This window comes from Ruegeria sp. O11, assembly GCF_056535285.1.
In genome coordinates this window covers 1-18162 of sequence record NZ_JBQERS010000004.1, presented here as the reverse complement: position 1 = coordinate 18162, position 18162 = coordinate 1, and the positions used below count along the sequence as shown (strand labels likewise).

Here is an 18162-nt window from a genome sequence, read left to right as displayed (position 1 = left end):
GCCATGGCAATTCTAAGAGTCAAAGACGTTAGCAAGCGCTTCGGCGGCCTCAAGGCGCTGACGAACGTAAACCTCAATGTAGAAGAAAACTCGGTTCATGCGATCATCGGGCCCAATGGTGCTGGCAAGTCGACCCTGCTGAATTGTCTTGTGGGCAAGCTTATGCCGGACACAGGAACCGTATTGTTCGACAACGCCTCGGTTTTGGGACTCGAACCTTTTCAGATCAATCAGATGGGCATTAGTCGTGTTTTCCAGACACCAGAGATTTTTGGTGAACTGACGGTGATTGAGAACATGTTGATCCCTATTTTTGCTATGAGGGATGGAGTGTTCCGGATGCATGCGTATGAGACCATCGCCAACGAAAAGGCGATTGTTGAACAGGCTGAAGCGATGCTGGAAGAGATGAACATGGCTGACAAGCGCGAAATGCATGCAGCCTCACTTTCACGTGGCGATAAGCGCCGACTCGAGATTGGCATGTGCCTCAGTCAGAATCCGCGGCTACTGCTGTTAGACGAACCTACCGCGGGTATGGCGAGGGCAGATACAAACAACACAATCGACCTGCTGAAACAAATTAAGGATGAGCGCGACATCACCATCGCAATCATTGAGCATGATATGCACGTCGTATTCAGCCTTGCCGAACGCATCACCGTTCTGGCGCAGGGAACACCCCTGGTTGAAGATACTCCGGAAAACATCCGCGGAAACCCCAAGGTTCGCGAGGCCTATCTAGGCGAGGCAGCGTAAGGAAAACCTATGAACGAGAAACCTGACTTTTCGAAAAATGCCAATATGGCCAGCACTGCGCCTGCGTTTCTCTCCGTTTGGGATATGCACTCCTACTACGGCGAAAGCTATATCGTTCAAGGCGTCAGTTTCAACGTGCACGAAGGCGAGATTCTTGCTCTTCTTGGGCGTAACGGTGCCGGAAAAACCTCAACACTTCGTTCGATTGCGAGAGTTGGAGAGCCTGAAGTAAGACATGGCGAAATCTGGTTAGACCACAAGCCGCTACACAAAATGACAAGCTACGAGGCGGCGGCAGCTGGTCTTGGTCTGGTACCAGAAGACAGGCGAATAATTCCTGGCCTGACCGTCGAAGAAAACCTGCAGCTTGCTCAGATTGCGCCGCCAATCGGATGGTCACTGGAACGGCTTTACGAGTTGTTTCCGCGTTTGGGAGAGCGCAGAAAACAAGAAGGAATTACACTGTCAGGAGGCGAACAACAAATGCTGTCAATCGCCAGAGCCTTGGCGAGGGACATCAAGGTCTTACTTTTGGATGAACCGTATGAGGGATTGGCTCCTGTCATTGTCGATGAAATCGAAAAGACCCTTACTCACGTTAAGCAACAGGGTATGACAACGATAATTGTTGAGCAGAATGCCGTGCGCGCTTTGGAGTTAGCGGACCGTGCGATCATACTAGATACCGGAACCATTGTATTTGATGGTACAGCGAAAGAAGTACTTGAAGACACCAACCTTCGTGAGGAATATCTAGCGATCTAACCCGCATAGTCCTTACTTATCAGGCCAAAAAGACAGGTTAATAACGTGTCCGATGCACCTGTTTGCTTCGGTTGTAAGTCTACTGATTTACGCGAAAAGTACAAACTCGAACCATGCAGTCGAGTAATACGATCCGGTGGTCGAAGACCTGATGAACCTTTATATTCAGGAATTTTTTTGTCCACTATGTTCGCGGAACGGAAGGTCGATTCAAACTCAGCAAAGCTCGGCTCCCGACCTTGCGATTTATGATCTGTCCATTGATCGCCGCTGCCACGTACGTTCCCCTGGCTTCGCCCTTGAGATCGGCAGGGACGGCGACTCGGCAGTAATACGAGCCTTTAATCAGAGTTGGATTTGGCATTACGAAACGACCCACGATGTACTCCCGCGATGTGCTCCACACGGCAGCGTCATGTCCTTATTTTAAAGGACGCCAGTAAAACAAGGGCTGTTTGATGGTGGGTGATGAGAGACTCGAACTCCCGACATCTTCGGTGTAAACGAAGCGCTCTACCAACTGAGCTAATCACCCGTGAGGGCTCATGTAGCTAAGCCCGTGCGCGGGCGCAAGAGGGTAGGGCACAATTTCTTCCGCAAATTTGTACCGCGCTGCAGATCAGGGTTTCATGTCCTTGAGAGCGGCCAAGAGCTGCGCGACCTCATGTTCGGTGTTGTAGTGGCACAGCGAGATGCGGATACAGTCGTTCAGGCCTAAAGGTGTCAGCACATTGCCGCTGTAGTGGTCCGCTTTTCGGGTATGGGTGCGGATGCCTTGTTGGTTCAGCCGGGTCACTACATCCGCCGACGGAAAATCCTCGACAGTGATCGAGACCAGACCTTCGCGCGCGGGATTATCGGCACCAGCCAGGATCGTGATGTGGTCCATATCGCTCAGACCGGGCAGGTTGCCTGTACCGTTGATCATAGCATTGGTCAGGTGTGTTTCGTAGGCGTGTATCGCATGGCCGGCGGCCCGGATGCGGTCCCTGCGATCAGTTTCCTCTGAGACCTGTCCGCCGAGCCAGTCGAAATAGCCGACCACGTCGGACATCGCGGCGTAGGAGCCGGTGTCTCTGGTGCCAAATTCCCATCCGTTTGCAGGGGCGTCGATCAACTGGTCGTGCGGCAGTGCAGTTAAGCGGTCCGAGATCCAGGCGATGCCATAACCGTGACGTGAGAACACTTTGTAAGGCGAGATCGCATAGCCATCGACGTCGTAGCTATCGATATCCATCTGGCCATGGGCTGCGTGCTGAATGCCGTCGACGATTATGAAGCAATCGGGTGCGACAGCGCGGATGACACGCGCTATGGCAGCCACATCCATCCCCATGCCCGTTACAGGCGAGGCGTGCAGGATCGTGGCGACGGCCACATCCGGGGTCATCAGCGCAGCATAGTCTTTGGCGGTGGCAAGGCCTGTTGCGTCGTCATGGGGCACATTGACATAGTCAAGGCCGGCGATTTCAGCCCATCTGCGTGCGGCGCTGCGACTTGCGGGGTGTTCGATGGAACTGCCGATCACCTTACCCCCCTTCGGTGCATTCACGCAGGCCGTGCGGATCATGCGGAACAGCAGCTCTGTCCCGCTTTCGCCGACAAAGAACTGACCTTCCGAGGCGTTCATGAAGACAGATAAATCTACCTTCGCGCGGTTGATGATATCGACCAGCGCATGACTGGCGACATTGTCCCGCCCCTGATTATCCGGGATCGCAGCGAATTTGGCCGAGGTGTCGACCACTGTATTCAGGGTCAGCGCACCGCCTGCGTTTTCAAAGAAAATGCGTGGCCCCTGAAACGGGCAGGCGTCGACATGGGCAAAGCGTGAGCGGATTTCTTCAATCAGTCCGGGGGTCTGGTGCAGCATGTTCAACGGTTCCTGTCTTGGTTTGGCTCACATCAGCCTGAATGCCTGCCGGGTTCAATCCCAATTGCGACAGAAACGCGTGTCGTAGTAGAACCAGATGTTTCCTTGCGCCGGGAAAGGGCCTTGCCTGCCCCGTGTCGCCTCCGATATGCCCAGAGAGACTGCAACCCTTTGAACCGGAGGCACAAGATGCGCTGTCTGATTGCGGCTCTGGCGTTATGCACGCTGATCGCAGCTCCGGTTCGGGCCGAGGGGGTGCTGGTCTTTGCTGCGGCCAGCCTCAAGACCGCGCTGGATGCCATCGCACCCGGGTTCGAGGAAGAATCCGGGCACAGTGTCACGGTGTCTTACGCCGCTTCATCGGTATTGGCGCGGCAGATTCAGGTTGGGGCCCCTGCAGATCTGTTCATCTCGGCCAATGAAGAGTGGATGGATGTGCTGCAAAGCGAAGATTTGATCGATACTGTTTCACGGGTGGACTTGCTAAGCAACGGGTTGGTGCTGATTGGCGCGCCGAGTTCGGAAGCCGCCGAAATTGGAGCTGGGTTTGATCTGCTCTCCCAGTTGGATGGGGGTTATCTGGCGTTGGCATTGGTCGATGCCGTTCCTGCAGGTATCTATGGCAAGGCTGCCTTGCAGGGTTTGGGCATGTGGAACGAAGTACAGGACCAGATCGCACAGACAGATAATGTTCGCGCAGCACTGGCGCTGGTGGCGACGGGTGCTTCACCGCTGGGAATTGTGTATCGTTCAGATGCAATTGCCGAGGATCGGGTGGGTGTGATCGGAACAATCCCACCTGAGCTTTATCCAACAATTGTCTACCCTGCAGCCCTGACTCGTTCGGCAAATCCAGATGCGCAGGCATTCCTGACCTATCTGCAAGGAGAAACCGCGAAGGCAGAGTTTCTGAGGCAGGGTTTCACCTTGCCGGACGGGTGACGAGATGGGTTGGTTGGGACCGGCAGAGATCGAGGCGTTGCACCTGTCGTTGCGCGTGTCGTTCTGGGCGACGCTAATAACGCTGCCATTCGGAATCTTCGTGGCCTACGCCTTGGCGCGTTGGCGCTTTCCGGGGCGGCAAGTGTTGAATGGTCTGGTGCATTTGCCGCTGATCCTACCTCCGGTGGTAACCGGCTATCTGTTGTTACTGACATTCGGGATTCAGGGACCGCTGGGTGCGCCGTTGGCCGAGCTTGGTATCGTTTTCGCATTCCGCTGGACCGGTGCGGCGCTTGCAGCTGGGATCATGGCCTTTCCACTGATGGTGCGCGCGATCCGTTTGTCGATTGAGGCGGTGGATCCCAAACTGGAGCAGGCCGGGGCTACGTTGGGTGCGTCGCGTCTGATGGTCTTTGGAACGGTGACGCTGCCGATGATCCTGCCTGGGGTTATCGCAGGCGCAATACTGGCCTTTGCCAAAGCGATGGGAGAGTTCGGGGCCACGATCACTTTTGTTTCAAACATACCGGGCCAGACCCAGACTCTGCCTTCCGCCGTCTATGCGTTTTTGCAGGTGCCCGGGGGTGAGGCGGCGGCGACGCGGTTGGTGATCATTTCGATCATAATCGCCATGGGGGCGCTGCTCTTGTCAGAATATGTGGGCCGCCGTGTGGCCAAACGGGTGGCTGGGTCATGAGTCTGTCTGTTCGCATGCAACATAATCTGCCGGGTATTGCGCTCGATTTGGATTTTGAAGCGCCTCCGGGTGTCACAGTCCTTTTTGGGCGCTCGGGTTCCGGGAAGACCACGGTGGTCAATGCCGTAGCCGGGTTGCTGCGTCCCCAAGCGGGGCGTGTTGCAGTGGGTGATTGGGTTTTGTTCGACACGGATTGCGGGGTTTGGTTGCCGCCACATCGGCGGCGATTGGGATACATCTTTCAGGAAGGCCGATTGTTCCCGCATCTGACTGTGCGTCAGAATCTGAACTATGGTCGTTGGTTTGCCCCGCGTGGAGTACAGCGCGAAAGCCCGGATCGCGTGATCGAGATGTTGGGCATCGGCCACCTGCTGGATCGGCGTCCAGCTATGCTGTCGGGCGGTGAGAAACAGCGCGTTGCCATTGGCCGCGCCTTGTTGGCCAGCCCGCGCCTGATTCTTGCAGACGAGCCCTTGGCGGCGCTTGACGATGCGAGGAAGGCGGAAATCCTGCCCTATTTTGAACGGTTAAGGGATGAGGTCTCGGTTCCAATCCTCTATGTAACACATTCGGCGGCCGAGGTTGCGCGGTTGGCGACATCGGTCGTGGCGCTTCAGGATGGGCAGGTGGTACGCTTTGGCCCTGCGTCCGAAGTGCTGGCCGACCCATCAGTTGCCCCCGCCGGTGTGCGCGCCGTGGGTGCGGTGCTAAGCGTTCGCGTGACGGCTCATCACGATGATGGTTTATCTGAATTGGACGCAGGCGGGGCGCGGTTGTTCCTGCCGCGCATTGCGCACCGGATCGGCGAAGACCTGCGTATCCGTATCCCGGCGCAAGAGGTGATCTTGTCGAACAAACCACCAGAAGGGCTGTCAGCCCTGAACGTGCTTTCCGGGCAGGTCGAAACGATCCGATCAGGCGAAGGGCCGGGTGCCATTGTGTCGGTCAACACACCTGCTGGGATTGTTCTGGCCCGCGTGACCCGACGCTCGGTCGCGGCCTTGGGGTTGCAGCAGGGCAGCAGTTGCTATGCGGTGATCAAGACTGTCGCGCTGGCCCCGCAGGATGTCGGTGGGCGAGTCGTCTAAGGATTAGGCAAGCGCGCGCGCCTCATGCTCGCGCAGAATAAGGCGCGCGGCATTTCCGAATCCGTTGTGTTCGTCTGTCGCGCGGTCGGGGAAAATCTCGACGAGTTCCTGCAACGCGTCAGAGGATAAAGTGTAAAGGGTTTCTTCACCCAGAAATAGGCTTTCAGCTGGCGCCCCTTCGGCGGTTAGAATCTCGTGCCTGTCCAGAAGGATATGCAAATACTCGACAGGCTGGTCGCTTGTTTCGATATCGATGCCCGGCCAGGAGCAAAGGTGTTTTGCGGCGACCAATACTTCGGGCGCACCAAATAGCATCTGGACCTTGGGACCACTTATCAGAATTCGATGCTGTTGAGAGACCAGAAGGTCACGGGATGGAATATCTGGCCCAAGACTGCCGGCAGTAAGCCGCACCGGTCGCATTGAAGGGTTCGCACGTAATCGCCCACCGTCCAATCGGCTGCTTTCGATCCAGCGAATGGGCTGCAAGCCGTGATCGGCGGTCAACACTTCGTCATTCACCTGAAGAGTTTCGATCGGTTGCGAACCGACTTCGGTTTCGATCAACGTGCCTGCAGTAAAACACACACCTTCAATTGTGATGGTGACATCGGTTGTTTCCGGAGCTGCATTAAAATTAAAGCCGAAGACGCTGACGACGGCGTTGACTTCGACTGTGAACGTATCGGTGACGATTTCGCCATTATCCAAACTGTCGAAAAAGGTAGGGTCGACCGTATAGGTCCATTCGCCTGTAGCTGGATCAATGCTGGCTGTCCCGTGATCGGGCGGCGTCTGGATAGACCAGTCCTGCGAGACGATGGTGGCACCGCTGGTAATATCAAGATCACCAGTTGCCACATTCGGTGGATCATCTGTCACCGAACCTGTTGTATCGCCGACTATCGAGACCATGTTATGATCCCTCCTGCTCTAGCACTCGCGCAAATTCATTTTTTCTGTAAAGGCGCATGTGCACCTCAGCGTTCTGGTCACGGGTCCATTCGACGATTCGGTTTCGGGTCAGGTCGCTGTCCATCCGGTTAGTGCGCACCCTGGGATGCGGGATCTCGCGTTTTAGCATCTCGACAATTTGGTTGGTCTGACCAAACGGAGCGACCATGTCGATGATCCAGAAAGACGTACCGCTGGTGAAATCGGTGTTATTCAACGGCTGTTCCTGTACCGCATAGCGATGTTCGGCTTCAGGGCTTAGACCGGCGAAAGTCACAAACCCGCGCGGAAATCCGTTTTGCCGAAAGATATGATACTGCCCCAGACGCAAGGGCGTTTCAAAGGCATAAAGCGCCTGACCTAAGTTGCGATCCCGATGTGTTTTGGTCAGTGCCGCGAGATAAAACACTGCACCGAAATCGGCGTATTTTTCAGGAGAAATATCGAACCAGTCTTTTGGAAATGACGTCTGCACGGGTCACTCTGGAAACTACGGTTTCTTAGATCATAGCGCGGATCATATTCAATGAAAGGATTTTCATGGTGGGTAACCAAGGGCGTAAGAATTCGACATTGTACCAGAAGCAAGAATGCTGTCATGGTATGTTATTGATTGAATTCACGCTTTGACGGCGTCGATCGAAGTTATCGAATGAGGTATTGGATATGCGAATTCTGAAGCTTGCATGCCTGGTGGCTGCTTTGGTGTCCCCCACACTTTCACAAGCCGTTGGCTTCGGTGTGGGTGTGCGGCCCGCATTTCGAACAACAGTCACGCCATTGAATGATGGCACCTACGAGGTGGCTGCGATCGGTACATCAGCGCCAGTGGCCTATTGGTGCGGGATCGGTGATTTTGCGATCCGGACGCTGCGGACATCGGCAACTCAACGCATCTATATCTCGAAACCCTATGAGAGGGGTGCCCGTACGGTGCAGTTTTCTCTGTCACTGCCTGAAGGGGCTGAAGATGTCACAACATATTCCGTCACGGTCAAAACCGTAGGAGCAAATATGACGGCAGGGTCGGCTCAGGGATATTGCTATGACAATTTCATAGATTTTGGTTTCTGACCATCAGATCCATTTCGCCAGCGGCGGCAGGCTCATGAGAACGGCATCGGGATCATGCCCGGTTTCCAGACCAAACTTGGTGCCACGGTCGTAAACCAGATTGTATTCCGCATAGAGACCACGATGCACAAGCTGCTTAGTCTTGTCCGTGTCATTGAAACTCTGAATTCGACGCTTCTCGACCAGAGGTAAGAACGCTGGAAGGAATGCGCGGCCAATATCCTGGGTCAGGGAGAAATCTGCCTGCCAGTCGCCAGTACAATAGTCATCCATGAATATCCCACCAACACCTCGTGCGCGTTTGCGGTGGGGGATGTAGAAATATTCATCGGCCCAATCTTTGAGGCGTGGATAATGCGCCGCACCATGCGGATCCAAATGAGCCTTTTGAGTGGCGTGGAAATGAGAGGTGTCCTCGTCATATTCGATGCAAGGGTTCAGGTCGGACCCGCCACCGAACCACCAGGCATGCGGTGTCCAAAACATTCGTGTGTTCATGTGTACTGCAGGCACATGCGGGTTCTGCATATGTGCCACCAGGCTGATGCCAGACGCCCAGAAACGCGGGTCATCTTTCATTCCGGGAATGCCCTTGCGCGCAGCCATCGCATTCTGCGCGCGTTCGCCTAGTGTGCCGTAAACGGTTGAAACATTAACGCCCACTTTTTCGAACACGCGACCGCCGCGCATAACGGACATCAAGCCGCCACCAGCGTCCGAGCCGTCGTCGGATTGGCGGGTAGTTTCTTTCACCTCAAATCGGCCCGGTTGATCGTCTGAGAACGGGCCAGCGGCGTGGCTTTCCTCAAGCGCTTCGAACGCCATGATGATCTCATCGCGCAATTGGCGAAACCATGCGGAGGCGGTGTTTTTTTCTGTGTCAAACATAGGTGTCAGTGGGCAGGTGCCGCGACCGGGTCCAGCAGGGTGCGGCCGCCGTCAATGGTCAGGATTTGCCCTGTCATGAAACCCGCGGCATCCGATGCAAGGAACTGCGCTGTTTCCGCCAGTTCGTTTGGCGCTGCAATTCGTGCCAGGGGCGTGTGTTTTTCGATATCATCGCGGAAGTCGCGATTTTCCTTCAATGTGGATTGCAACGAGGCGCTCATTACCGATCCCAGAGCAATTGAGTTCACGCGGATGCGGCTCGGCGCCAATGCTACAGCAAGCGAACGGGTCATCTGATCCAGGGCGGCTGTTGAGACCGAGTAGGCCATCAGGTCCGGGTGGGTTCGGCGCGCAGCAATCGAGGACAGGTTGATGATCGAACCTGCAGGGTTCTCGGTGTCACCATCAGCCTGTTTGATAAACCGCTTGGCGACCAGTTGGCTCAGTCTCAGCGCAGGCATCAGGTTCTGGTTCAACAATGTACGGACCGAGTCATCATCCGCGTCGAGCGGGTCTGAAGGGATGACCTGCCGTGCGCCATTGATCAGGATATCCACTTGATCGAAAGCATCCAGCGTTGCCGAGAGTAGGTTGGCGATGGTCAGCTTTTCGCGCAGATCGCCCGCAAAATAACGGATATTGCTGTCATCCGCCTGTTCACCCAGCTCTTCGGACAGGCGTTTTTCATCCATGTCGGCAAACATGACATTGGCACCTGCATCCGCAAAATGCCGCCCGATGGCAAGCCCGATGCCATTGGCACCGCCGGTGACGATTGCGGTCTTGCCCGCGATTGAAAAGGACATGCGAATCCTCCTGAGTTCTGGCGCAGGTTAGCGGGCCTCAGCCCCGAGGGCGAGAGGCATGAAATACCTTGAATCGGTTGTCTCCTGCCACTTCTTCAACGCGCGTGAAGAACTCGGCCAGGGTGGCTTCGTAGGGCAGGTGGCGATTGGCAACCATCCAGAGTTGCCCGTTGCGTGTTAGGTTTCGTGCGGCGTTTGCGATAAATCCCTGCCCAAGGGCCGGGTCAGCACTGCGCGAGGTGTGAAACGGCGGGTTCATGACCACCATGTCCAGTGGCTCGGGTGCGGTCCAATTGGTTGCGTCGGCCCAGTGGAACTGCGCACGAGGGTCGGTGACGTTGGAGCGGGCACAGGTGAGGGCGGTGTGATCCGCCTCAACCAAATGCAGGCTGTGCAAGGTGTCGTCGATCAGCCCGGCGGACAGAAAGCCCCAGCCTGCGCCCAGATCAGCAATGCGCGTACCGCGCTTGGTTGGCAGAGACCTCTGCAACAGGGCTGAGGCAGGATCGATACCGTCAGCGGAAAACACACCGGGTGCGGTGTGGAATCCGTCGACCATTTGGTTTTCAGGCGCAACCCAGTCGGCAAACGCGTCCGCATCAGACTGAAACCAGAAAATCTTGCCATGCGCTTTCGAAATCGGCCCGTTGATTGCGACCCGCTTGCGTATGTCTTTCAGTAAACTGTCGACGCCATCGGTTTTGGCCCCGTCCACCACAATGATCCCGCTGGCGCGGCTGCAAGCCTGATGAACCAACGCCCGGGCCAGCGCTTTGGCACGCGGCAGGAAGACGACAGCATCCTGGCTGGGCGCGTCACTGTTGGGCGTTGCCACAAAACCTTGCGCGGCAAAATGATCGTGAAAGGGTTTGAAGGGTTGTACCACCTGCGTCTCGTGCGGCAGGTCCGACAGATCGTGATTGGGGGTTGGGGCCAGCACGGTCAGAGGTTGTGACAGGCTGAGCCCGCTGCTTAGGGCAAGTTCAAGGCGAGGAGACATGGCCGCGCGTTATTCTTCGCGTTCCATGGTGCATTGCAGCGGGTGCTGATGCCTGCGCGCGAAATCCATCACTTGCCCGACCTTGGTTTCGGCAATCTCATGGCTGAACACGCCAACCACGGCGACGCCTTTCTTGTGCACGGTCAGCATGATTTCGAACGCCTGCGCATGGGTCATGCCGAAGAACCGTTCCAGCACATGCACCACAAACTCCATCGGCGTGTAGTCGTCATTCAGCAGCAACACCTTATACAGTGGAGGCCGCTTGGTCTTGGGACGTGTTTGCACCAGGACCGACGTGTCGTCGTCCTGGTCGTCCTTGTCCGACATGATCCACTGGTGTTCGCGCATTGCTGTAAGAGAATCCCGATTCAAGCTTCGGTTTGTTTGAGGGCTTATATAACGTCACTGTGGTCAGAGAAAAGAGCTACGAGTCGGAATCGCAATGCAGGACAAATTGACCACAATCGCGTTCGATGCGGATGACACGCTGTGGCATAACGAGCGGTTTTTTCAACTGACGCAGACCTATTTTGCCGAATTGCTGGCAGATCACGCCGAGCGCGATCACCTGATGGAACGTCTTCTTGCCGCTGAAAAGCGGAACATCCAGCACTATGGGTATGGCATCAAGGGTTTTACCCTGTCTATGATCGAGACAGCGATCGAGGTGACCGAAGATCGCGTCCCTGCGCGCGTCATCCGCCAACTTGTTGAAGCGGGGCAGGAGATGCTGGCGCATCCCATCGAACTGCTCCCCCATGCGCGCGAGGCCATCGAGACGGTGGCCGAGACGCACAGGGTTTTGCTGATCACCAAGGGCGACCTGATCGATCAGGAGCGTAAGCTGGCGCAATCCGGATTGGGTGAGCTATTTGATGGCGTCGAGATCGTGAGCGAAAAAACGGCAGCGACTTATTCGACGATTTTCGCGCAGCATGGGGATGGTCCCGAGGCCTCGATGATGATCGGAAACTCGATGCGGTCTGACGTGGTGGCGCCCATCGAAGCGGGATGCTGGGGCGTGTATGTGCCCCATGGGCTGGTCTGGGAAATTGAGAAGGCTGAAACTCCGGCCGGCAATCCCAGATTTTGTGAGTTGCGAGATCTGGGCGATCTCTCGGCTCTGGTTGCCCGGATTTCCTGACCTGTTGCCGTTTCACATCAGTTGCGAAAAATTCGATGGATTGGCTTGCCTGAATTTCGGCGCAATCGCGGGTTTGGTGTCTGGACGCGCAACTTCTACCACATGTAGTGCAGAGCTAGGTCGGAGTGGGTGTAACGAACACGCAGCTTTCAGTTTCTTTAAGCCCGTCCCTGTGTTAGCCTGACCAATATCAAAATAAAAATTGCTGACCGGGAAAACCCGGCGGCGCGAGGCAGACAGAGGCAAAGATCGTGCAGATTCGGCGGACAGTTCCGGCCCGAATGGGCTTATTCCTTATAGCATTCCTGTGGCTGCTTTCTTTTGCGCCACTTCAAGGCGTGGCGGCCCCCTACGCAGCCATGGTTATCGACGCGCGCACCGGGGAAGTGCTGCATTCCCGTAATGCCGACACGCGGCTCCATCCGGCATCGCTGACCAAAATGATGACCCTCTACATCGCGTTTGAGGCGGTGCGGAATGGTGAGATCACATTGGACACTCAAGTTAGGATCACCAAGAAGGCGGCGGCTGAACCGCCGTCCAAGCTGGGATTGCGCACCGGCCAGCGAATCGCGTTTCGTTATCTGATCCGGGCAGCGGCAGTGAAATCGGCCAATGATGCGGCGACCGCCATAGGTATCGCGCTCAGCGGTTCCGAGGCGGCCTTTGCCCGTCGCATGACCCGTACCGCCAAGGCGATGGGGATGAGCCGGACGACCTTCAAGAACGCGCATGGTCTGACCGAGTCGGGCCACTTGTCGACCGCGCGCGACATGACCAAGCTGGGCCGTCATCTGCTGTATGATTATCCGCAGTATTATAATCTGTTCTCGCGCCAATCGACTCATGCCGGGATCAAGACCGTTCCTAACACCAACCGCCGCCTGCTGGCGGCCTACAGGGGCGCCGATGGGATCAAGACCGGCTATACCCGCGCGGCCGGATTTAACCTTGTTGCTTCAGCCAAACGCAAGGATGAACGCATCATTGCCACGGTCTTCGGCGGCAAATCCGGCGCATCACGTAACGCCCGTGTAGCTGAACTTCTGGATATGGGTTTCCGCCGTGCCCCCTCGCGCGCGCCGATCCGCAAGCCTGCCCGCCCGGCGTATGCCGGAAACACGGGGCTGGGCACCGTACAGGTCGCTCAGGTTGGTCCACCGAAGAAAAGCTTGCGCCCGGTCCTGCGTCCGACGGCAGCCGCTGCTGTGCAAGTAGCAGGTGCAGTTGCCGAAACGGCCGAGAAAAATGGTTCCCGTATTCAAGACGGTATTGCCGCCGCCATTGCGGCAGCGGATATCGCACCTGCGGACAGCGCAACACGACCAGTTTCGCGGCCTGGGGATGTGGTTCTTGCCTCGGTTGAACCGGCCAGACAGCCAGAGCCGGAACCCGAAGTGGTTACCCGCCTGTCCACATCCGGCGGTCACCTGTGGGGTGTCAATGTGGGCCGATACACCACGCGATACGAGGCCGAGAAAGTTTTGCTGAAAACCGCGCTGTCGGAAATGACTACATTGGAAGGCACGTTGCGTAAGGTGAACCAGAGCGCGCGCGGGTTTGATGCGACCTTTCAGGGCATGACCCGCGAACAGGCCGATCTGGCTTGCCGCCGGTTGCAGGCGCGCAACGTCACATGTTTCATGATCGGGCCGTCATAAGACCCGACATACTCTCCTGGATGGGTCTGGGCTGCGATGATCTCGCAGCCCTTTTTTCATCTGATCAGTCGAAAACGTGACCATGCTGGTACTGTTCGTCCTGCCCGGCGGCAGCGGTCAGGGCAGCAACATTGTCTTTGGTAAAGAAGCCATCATAGTGATGGCAGCGCTCGATATACTCAGTGATCAGCAATGTATGTTTCGAGTGTTTCGAGAAGATCTGTTTAAGATTCGGATCGTCTTTGCACTCGCCCACCACATGGGCAAGAAATGGCACACCATTGTCTTTGAGCGTATTCACTACGAAATCGACATTTTTATCACCTGCGGCATGATCACCATCCTGAATCTCGACTGCCATGTGGTGCAGGCGGCGTCCAAAGTTGCGCACGAAATCCTCGGTCGGCATCGGCAGTTTGGCGAAGGAATTTACGAAGGATGGCGTGTTGTTGGCGGTGAAGACCTTGGCAGGGGATTTCTTGTCGTCATCCACATTGGCGTTACGGTTCACGTTGGTTGACGAGTTCATGTCAAAGATGTTGTACGCCCCCCAGAAATAATAGGGGACCATGGTCAGAAACTCAAGGATCGCGTCCTCGCGCTCTCCGGCGAGAACCCGCGTGGCGAGGTGATCGATCCCCAGCATCAGCGGAGAGATTTTGCTGTCGGCGCCAAAGGCTGCGGCCTGATCCAGCCGCGCTTGTTCCGCATCGCTCAGCATCACACGATCGCCAAGCCCCAGACTGTCTGTGTCGTTAAAATCATGCGTTGAATAGCCGACGCGGTTGCATGTGAAATCCGACGGCGTTGTGAATCGGTATCCTTCCAGCGTGTAGAACGGGTTTTCGGTGTCCCCAGAATATTCGAACCGAATATTCTGATCCTCCAGCGTTCCCGTCAGGTTCTTCAAATCGGTGGCGCCGTAAATCTCACCCACATATCGAGTCTGGGGCGTGCTGCGCGCCAGCGGGTATATTCGGTTGATGCGGGGAATGAAATCTTCGAACGCCGAACTGAGCGGAGCCATCAGAATCAGCGCCGGGTAATCGGCATGTGAGTGCATGACCGCGAACTTATGCGTCTGGCCCAGATAGCTGGCGGTATGGCGATAGGGGGTCATTACATAAAGTTCGACCAACGTGTCGAACAGCGCATCTGTTTCAACCTGAATGACGATCGCGCGCATCGCGCCTACCTGATCCGCGATGCCAGAGCTGATGCGACGCTCGTAAATCCTGGGCAGATATTCGGTGAAGAAGTCCGAGTTTTTCTTGTCGCCCCTTGGCTGGTAGGACATTAGATCGAAAGACATAGGCTCATCTCCTTGCGGCGCGTTGCTTGGATTTGTGGTAGTCAGATCATGCACTTGCCAATCATGCTAGGCGCTAAGGCCTGCATGGGCAACAGTTTGGAGATGGGGTTCGAAAGTTACGTTGTTGTGACTAGCGGATGAACTTTGTGACCTTGACACCGCCTGCGATCAGGTTCTCGCGCACGGAGTGCGCGATCTGAACCGCCGTCGGGCCATCACCATGCAGGCATATCGTATCAATTGAAGTTTCTAGCCGCTTGCCGGATTCGGTGATGATCGCACCTTCGTTCACCATGTTCAGAATGCGCGGCCCTGCCAGCGCGGGATCATGGATGACCGCCCCCGGCAAGGACCGGTCTACTAGCGTGCCGTCGTCGTTGTAGGCGCGATCCGCAAAGATCTCACCCACCCATTTGCAACCTAGCTCGCGCACAGCCGCTTCCTGCTTGGTCACCGCAAGCACCATTATGATGATGTTGGGGTCCACATCCAGCGCGCCCTGATAACAGGCGCGCGCCATGTCGATATCGACCGAACACATATTGGCCAGTGCGCCGTGCAATTTTAGGTGCCGGACTTTGGTACCTACGGCTTTGGCCATACCGATGGCCGATCCGAGTTGATAACGCACAAGATTGCGCAAACTGTCATGAGTTACTTTCATGTTTCGACGCCCGAACCCCTGTAGATCGGGAAAACCAGGATGCGCGCCAATGCCAACACCGTTCTTGGCCGCCAGAGCCATGGTCTTGGCCATCACATCCGGGTCACCGGCGTGAAAGCCACAGGCGATATTGGCCGAAGTGATGATCTTCAGCAGGCTTTCATCATCCCCCATGTTCCAGGGGCCAAAGCTCTCGCCCATATCTGCATTCAGATCGACGCTCGGCATCGCGATAACTCCTTATTCGGTGGCAGAGATCATTCCGCTGATCAATTGGTAGGACAGAAGGTCCGGGATGTCATGTGGATCGCGGACCAAGGGTTCGACGCGCTCCGGTATGCGGGCCAGTTCGGCCTCAAAAGCGGCTTGCAGTGTCACAGCTTGTTCCATCGATACAAACTCGAACCGAACCTCGCCCCCCGCCGGGGTCTGTGCCGCGCGGGGCAGATCACAGGGTAGGACGGTTGCGATGCGCGGGTAGCCTCCGGTGGTCTGGCATTCGGGAAGTAAGATGAAGGGTGCACCGGTACCGGTCATCTGTATATCGCCGGGGGTTATAACTTCTGACAGGATGTCTAACTGGCCTTTGGCAGCGAAGCCGTCGCCTTCGCTATCTAGCTGCATGCCCATCCGGTTGGCCCGGGCGCCACGGTGGAATGTCTTTCGTGTAAACCGCGCAAGTGTACCTTCATCGAACAGCGCCGTTTGAAAGCTGGCCACGACCCGCAGCAAGCCTCCCGAGAATCTATCGTCGGCACGCAACTTCAGGCCCGTCGTACCCGCGCCGGGTGCGGGCAGTCGATCGCCGGCCCGAACAGCGCGCCCGATCCTGGCGGTCAGATGTGCCGCGCGAGAGCCCAGTGTCATTTCGGTCTCGATCCCGCCGCCCAAGTGTAGATACCCATAACTGCCCTGTTGAACCGACCCGATTACCAGTCGCTGTCCGACTTCCATCTGGTGCGAGGCATTCCACAGAACCGGGCTGCCATCGATACTGGCCTGCATAGGTGCGCCGGTTAGCGCGATGGCGGTTGGCACGGTTGCCTCGAACTCGCCCCCCATCCCCGCCATTTCAAGTGCTGCGCACTTTGGGGCGTTACCCAGCAAGGCGGCTCCTTCGTAAAGCGCCATTACATCTGCGGCACCCGAACGTGACAGGCCTTGATCCAGATACCCAGTACGCCCTTGATCCTGAACCGTGCAAGCTGGACCGATGCGATGGACGATCAGCGTCATGCCGTGATCTCCTTGCAACTCGCACCGCCAGAACCATCGGTGCACGTTGTCCGGATATCCTCAAGTTCCTCGCGCGAGACTGAGATGAACTGCATCTCATCACCGGGGTTGAGGGCAAAGCTCTGCTCCATGTCCGGACGAAAGCAACGGAAAGCGGTTTGCCCTACATGGCGCCATCCGGTTGGAGTTGGCCCTGAGAACAGAACAAATTGCGAAATTGCCAGAACCAACGCCCCCTCGGGCACCATTGGCGTCAGCTCTTTCAGGCGTGGAATGTTGAATTCGGGTCCTAATGGCCCGAGATAAGGTTGGCCCGGAGCGAACCCGATGGTTAGTACCCGCACGCGCGATTGGCTGAGACGATCGATGGCGTCTGTAGTTGACAATCCGGCTGCCAGCGCTGCGTCTTCTAGCTGTGGCGCAAGATCGGTACCGTAGACTGTCGGTACTTTCCAGAATCGTCGCCCTGCAGGCAATGGTGCGGCGTACCAATCGCGACTGTCCAACATCGCGCGCATCAACTCTTCGATGTCGTGATGCGACAGGCTTGAGGGATTGAATCGTATAAATGCAGATGCCAGCGAGGCCGACGTCTCAAGCACACCGTCGATCTGTTGTTCTTCTACCGCGCCGCGAAATGCCAGAGCGGCGCGGTTTGATTGCTCGGACATGGTTTGCGCAAAGGTCACCAATAGACCGTCTAATCCAACGGTTCGTAGCAGGGGAAACTTAGTGTCAGTCGTCATATCACGGTCACAGGCGTATCGGTTGAGCTTCTGAGAGACCTGAGCCTATCCATAGACAATGCGCAAGGCCTTGTAAGATCGTTAGGCAATGCGCTCGGCGGCGCCGATGCTGGGTGCGATTCCGGGATTGGAAATGAATCGCTGCTCCATATCGAGTCGGTCCTGTCTTGTGGAGGTGGCGTAGTGCTCTCACTATATATAGGGTTTGAATCAACAAGCACTGAAACCTGAGTGGTATGTCTGATAGGTTTGAAGGATGGTTTTAACCGTATTCGGTGAGACTCATAGTTCGTAAGTATTTGATATATTGGTTTAAAAAGCGAATTTGAAGTTTTTTACGACTTTCTTGAATTTTCCACTTGCGCGTTGAATGCGTAAGGCATAGAACGCCCTTCACCGGCGCTGCTGAGGCGGTTGCTGGGACGCTGGGAACGGCGGGGACGAGCCGGAGAGACGGTTGAGACGCATCGGAGAGACGGTGGGCATCTGAGGTTGGTAATTGGGCGGTGGCGCTGAGTGATTGGCGTTATGGTCTGGTTTTTGGGTCTTG

The 18162-nt window shown here is 56.3% G+C and carries 19 protein-coding genes and 1 tRNA gene; 8 read left to right on the top strand and 12 right to left on the bottom strand.

All coding sequences use genetic code 11. From position 1 onward, the window contains the following. Nucleotides 1–3 precede the first annotated feature (3 nt). Both ACRZ91_RS10085 and ACRZ91_RS10080 read left to right on the top strand, forming a co-directional pair. Nucleotides 4–759 carry an ABC transporter ATP-binding protein gene (locus ACRZ91_RS10085; protein WP_480904861.1) on the top strand — a complete coding sequence of 252 codons (756 nt, stop codon included), beginning with the start codon at nucleotides 4–6 and terminating at the stop codon, nucleotides 757–759. Nucleotides 760–768: 9 nt separating this feature from the next. Continuing rightward, nucleotides 769–1524: an ABC transporter ATP-binding protein gene (locus tag ACRZ91_RS10080; protein WP_170474546.1), complete on the top strand. Its 756-nt coding sequence runs from the start codon at nucleotides 769–771 to the stop codon at nucleotides 1522–1524. A gap of 459 nt (nucleotides 1525–1983) precedes the next feature. Here the strand turns inward: ACRZ91_RS10080 and ACRZ91_RS10075 are convergent. Both ACRZ91_RS10075 and ACRZ91_RS10070 read right to left on the bottom strand, forming a co-directional pair. Next, nucleotides 1984–2059, bottom strand: a tRNA-Val gene (locus tag ACRZ91_RS10075). A gap of 84 nt (nucleotides 2060–2143) precedes the next feature. Next, a complete protein-coding gene (locus tag ACRZ91_RS10070; protein WP_480904858.1) occupies nucleotides 2144–3397 on the bottom strand; it encodes an aminotransferase class V-fold PLP-dependent enzyme in 1254 nt (417 codons plus the stop codon). Nucleotides 3398–3586: 189 nt separating this feature from the next. On the opposite strand from ACRZ91_RS10070, the gene modA reads away from it, so the two are divergent. Genes modA through modC form a run of 3 tightly spaced genes read left to right on the top strand, consistent with a single transcriptional unit; the run spans nucleotide 3587 to nucleotide 6124 of the window. Next, the gene (modA, locus tag ACRZ91_RS10065; protein ID WP_480904855.1) at nucleotides 3587–4339 is read left to right on the top strand and encodes a molybdate ABC transporter substrate-binding protein; all 753 of its coding nucleotides are present in this window, start codon (nucleotides 3587–3589) and stop codon (nucleotides 4337–4339) included. Between the two features lie 4 nt (nucleotides 4340–4343). After that, entirely contained in the window at nucleotides 4344–5036 is a 693-nt protein-coding gene (gene modB / locus ACRZ91_RS10060; RefSeq protein ID WP_480904852.1) for a molybdate ABC transporter permease subunit, read from the top strand. After that, a complete protein-coding gene (gene modC, locus ACRZ91_RS10055; protein ID WP_480904849.1) occupies nucleotides 5033–6124 on the top strand; it encodes a molybdenum ABC transporter ATP-binding protein in 1092 nt (363 codons plus the stop codon). Before modB ends, modC begins: the two co-directional genes overlap by 4 nt. 3 nt (nucleotides 6125–6127) lie before the next feature. On the opposite strand, the gene ACRZ91_RS10050 is transcribed toward modC, so the two are convergent. Further along, complete coding sequence (locus tag ACRZ91_RS10050) at nucleotides 6128–7039, bottom strand: Hint domain-containing protein (protein WP_480904846.1); 912 nt, start codon at nucleotides 7037–7039, stop codon at nucleotides 6128–6130. 1 nt (nucleotide 7040) lies between these two features. After that, nucleotides 7041–7553, bottom strand: coding sequence for a toxin-activating lysine-acyltransferase (locus ACRZ91_RS10045; protein WP_480904844.1), 513 nt, complete (start codon nucleotides 7551–7553; stop codon nucleotides 7041–7043). Nucleotides 7554–7744: 191 nt separating this feature from the next. On the opposite strand from ACRZ91_RS10045, the gene ACRZ91_RS10040 reads away from it, so the two are divergent. After that, complete coding sequence (locus tag ACRZ91_RS10040) at nucleotides 7745–8152, top strand: hypothetical protein (protein ID WP_170771752.1); 408 nt, start codon at nucleotides 7745–7747, stop codon at nucleotides 8150–8152. Between the two features lie 3 nt (nucleotides 8153–8155). Here ACRZ91_RS10040 and hemF read toward each other — a convergent pair whose 3' ends face one another. Genes hemF through clpS form a run of 4 tightly spaced genes read right to left on the bottom strand, consistent with a single transcriptional unit; the run spans nucleotide 8156 to nucleotide 11197 of the window. After that, entirely contained in the window at nucleotides 8156–9040 is an 885-nt protein-coding gene (gene hemF, locus ACRZ91_RS10035) for an oxygen-dependent coproporphyrinogen oxidase (RefSeq protein WP_319546233.1), read from the bottom strand. Between the two features lie 5 nt (nucleotides 9041–9045). Continuing rightward, nucleotides 9046–9846 (bottom strand): SDR family NAD(P)-dependent oxidoreductase, encoded by an 801-nt coding sequence (locus tag ACRZ91_RS10030; RefSeq protein WP_170474569.1) that lies wholly within the window; start codon nucleotides 9844–9846, stop codon nucleotides 9046–9048. A gap of 37 nt (nucleotides 9847–9883) precedes the next feature. Beyond that, nucleotides 9884–10846, bottom strand: a complete 963-nt coding sequence (locus tag ACRZ91_RS10025; protein WP_170781138.1) for a class I SAM-dependent methyltransferase — start codon at nucleotides 10844–10846, stop codon at nucleotides 9884–9886. 9 nt (nucleotides 10847–10855) lie between these two features. Next, nucleotides 10856–11197 (bottom strand): ATP-dependent Clp protease adapter ClpS, encoded by a 342-nt coding sequence (gene clpS / locus ACRZ91_RS10020; RefSeq protein WP_170544355.1) that lies wholly within the window; start codon nucleotides 11195–11197, stop codon nucleotides 10856–10858. A gap of 94 nt (nucleotides 11198–11291) precedes the next feature. Between clpS and ACRZ91_RS10015 the strand changes: the two genes are divergently transcribed. Continuing rightward, nucleotides 11292–11993, top strand: coding sequence for an HAD family hydrolase (locus tag ACRZ91_RS10015; RefSeq protein ID WP_170474578.1), 702 nt, complete (start codon nucleotides 11292–11294; stop codon nucleotides 11991–11993). A gap of 281 nt (nucleotides 11994–12274) precedes the next feature. Then, nucleotides 12275–13654: a D-alanyl-D-alanine carboxypeptidase family protein gene (locus tag ACRZ91_RS10010; RefSeq protein ID WP_480904841.1), complete on the top strand. Its 1380-nt coding sequence runs from the start codon at nucleotides 12275–12277 to the stop codon at nucleotides 13652–13654. A gap of 64 nt (nucleotides 13655–13718) precedes the next feature. Here ACRZ91_RS10010 and ACRZ91_RS10005 read toward each other — a convergent pair whose 3' ends face one another. The 4 genes from ACRZ91_RS10005 to ACRZ91_RS09990 form a co-directional block, all read right to left on the bottom strand. After that, a complete protein-coding gene (locus ACRZ91_RS10005) occupies nucleotides 13719–14966 on the bottom strand; it encodes a hypothetical protein (RefSeq protein ID WP_480904838.1) in 1248 nt (415 codons plus the stop codon). 130 nt (nucleotides 14967–15096) lie between these two features. Then, nucleotides 15097–15858, bottom strand: coding sequence for a LamB/YcsF family protein (locus ACRZ91_RS10000; protein ID WP_480904835.1), 762 nt, complete (start codon nucleotides 15856–15858; stop codon nucleotides 15097–15099). Nucleotides 15859–15870: 12 nt separating this feature from the next. Further along, nucleotides 15871–16866 carry a 5-oxoprolinase subunit C family protein gene (locus tag ACRZ91_RS09995; protein ID WP_480904832.1) on the bottom strand — a complete coding sequence of 332 codons (996 nt, stop codon included), beginning with the start codon at nucleotides 16864–16866 and terminating at the stop codon, nucleotides 15871–15873. Then, on the bottom strand, nucleotides 16863–17612 hold the full coding sequence (locus ACRZ91_RS09990; RefSeq protein ID WP_480904830.1) for a 5-oxoprolinase subunit B family protein: 750 nt from the start codon (nucleotides 17610–17612) through the stop codon (nucleotides 16863–16865). Before ACRZ91_RS09990 ends, ACRZ91_RS09995 begins: the two co-directional genes overlap by 4 nt. Nucleotides 17613–18162: the final 550 nt, after the last annotated feature.